Raw genomic sequence first — 1,512 nt, 5'->3', positions numbered from 1 at the left:
ACCACTTTTTTCAACCTTTTTTTCCCGAATCCCTGCAAATCGCACAAATCGCATAGTTGGGGGTTCGGGAATGTTGTATCTTTGTATCGTCAATCAGAGAGGTTGATGCAGCAACGGTCTCGGCGGAGACACAGACTGCTTTTTACTAAAACTAAATTTTTAAAAGTATGATTCTCATCAAATTAGCGAAGAACAAGAACAAGACAATCAAGGAAGCGTATGGCAAGTATTATGCGCGACCAGTAGTAACAGAAACCATCGGTATCGATGAACTCGCCGAACACATGGCGAGCCACAACACCCCGTTCTCGAAGGGTGCCATCAAGGGCCTTCTCACCGATATGGTGAGCTGTGTGAAGGAGCTCGTACTCCAGAACAAGGCAGTGAAGATAGACAACCTCGCCATCTTCTCCATCGGCATCATCAACAAGATGGGAGCCGCCAGCATCAAGGAGTGGAGCCTCGCCAAGTTTGTAGAAGGTTACCGCCTCAGAGCCCGTGCTACCGGTAAGCTCAGCAACACCCAGCTCTCTCTCGATGCCAACGCCAAGAACGCCATGGATCTCCTCAACTCTAGCGAGAGCGCTGCAGGCGATACCACCACTGGCGATACCACACAGGGCGGCGGAACCACTGGGGGCGGCGGTACATCACAAGGCGGCAGCACCGACGGGACAGGCGACAGCGGTGACGGTCTGGAGTAGTAATCCGTCTCTCAAATATGCGAAACGACAGAAGAAGGAAGGAGTGAACTGACCGGCGACAGGGATATTCCGAAGGCACAAAGCGGCTGGTTTTCATCCTGACGATTACGGATAAACAGCAAATCATAACGACCCAAGAACCTGCCTTTTACGGGTATCCGGGCTGGCAGTTCCTCCCCCGCCCTTCTTCTTCCAGAAACGCTTACTGAAACTAAATTTCAACCACTAAAACAAGCATGTGACTATCATTATTCACTTAGTATTAATCATTAAAAAACAAAGCAAAATGAAAAAAGTAAATTGGAAAACCATCATCAACTTCCTCATCACGGTATTAACAGCTGTAGCCAGCTCATTCTGTGTACAGAACTGCTAAAAGAAGGGAGGTTGCCATGACACAGAAACATCGTAGCATTTCACTCATCGTGATCCACTGTTCTGCCACGAGAGTGACTCAGGATTTCACATTCGAGCAGTTGGAGGCCTGCCATCTTGCCCGCGGTTTCAAGAGTATCGGCTATCATTATTACATCACGAAGGATGGTGTGGTATATCCGGGTCGTCCGGAATCGGAGGTAGGAGCCCATGCCCGTCATTACAATGCCCACAGCATCGGCATCTGTTATGAGGGAGGTCTCGACAAGAACGGCAAGCCTGCCGATACGCGCACTCCAGCCCAGAATCAGTCTCTGTATTCGCTTCTGGAGAGCCTCTGCCTCTCCTATCCTGATGCAGAGATACTGGGCCACCGCGATTTGCCGAACGTTCACAAAGACTGTCCGTCGTTTGATGTCAAGCGATGGCTGAA

At 49.9% G+C, this 1,512-nt stretch carries 3 protein-coding genes; all 3 read left to right on the top strand.

The window, feature by feature from the left end:
- The first annotated feature begins 167 nt into the window (after positions 1-167).
- A complete protein-coding gene (locus F7D47_RS03440) occupies positions 168-704 on the top strand; it encodes a DNA-binding protein (RefSeq protein WP_153085353.1) in 537 nt (178 codons plus the stop codon).
- 286 nt (positions 705-990) lie between these two features.
- The gene (locus F7D47_RS03435) at positions 991-1,080 is read left to right on the top strand and encodes a smalltalk protein (RefSeq protein WP_022120265.1); all 90 of its coding nucleotides are present in this window, start codon (positions 991-993) and stop codon (positions 1,078-1,080) included.
- A gap of 16 nt (positions 1,081-1,096) precedes the next feature.
- The coding region (locus F7D47_RS03430) for an N-acetylmuramoyl-L-alanine amidase (RefSeq protein ID WP_153085352.1) at positions 1,097-1,512 on the top strand (416 nt) is incomplete at its 3' end.

The organism is Segatella copri (assembly GCF_009494835.1).
GTDB lineage: Bacteria > Bacteroidota > Bacteroidia > Bacteroidales > Bacteroidaceae > Prevotella > Prevotella copri_F.
Note: the sequence above shows the minus strand (reverse complement) of the source record. Positions and strands in the feature narration are given on the sequence as shown.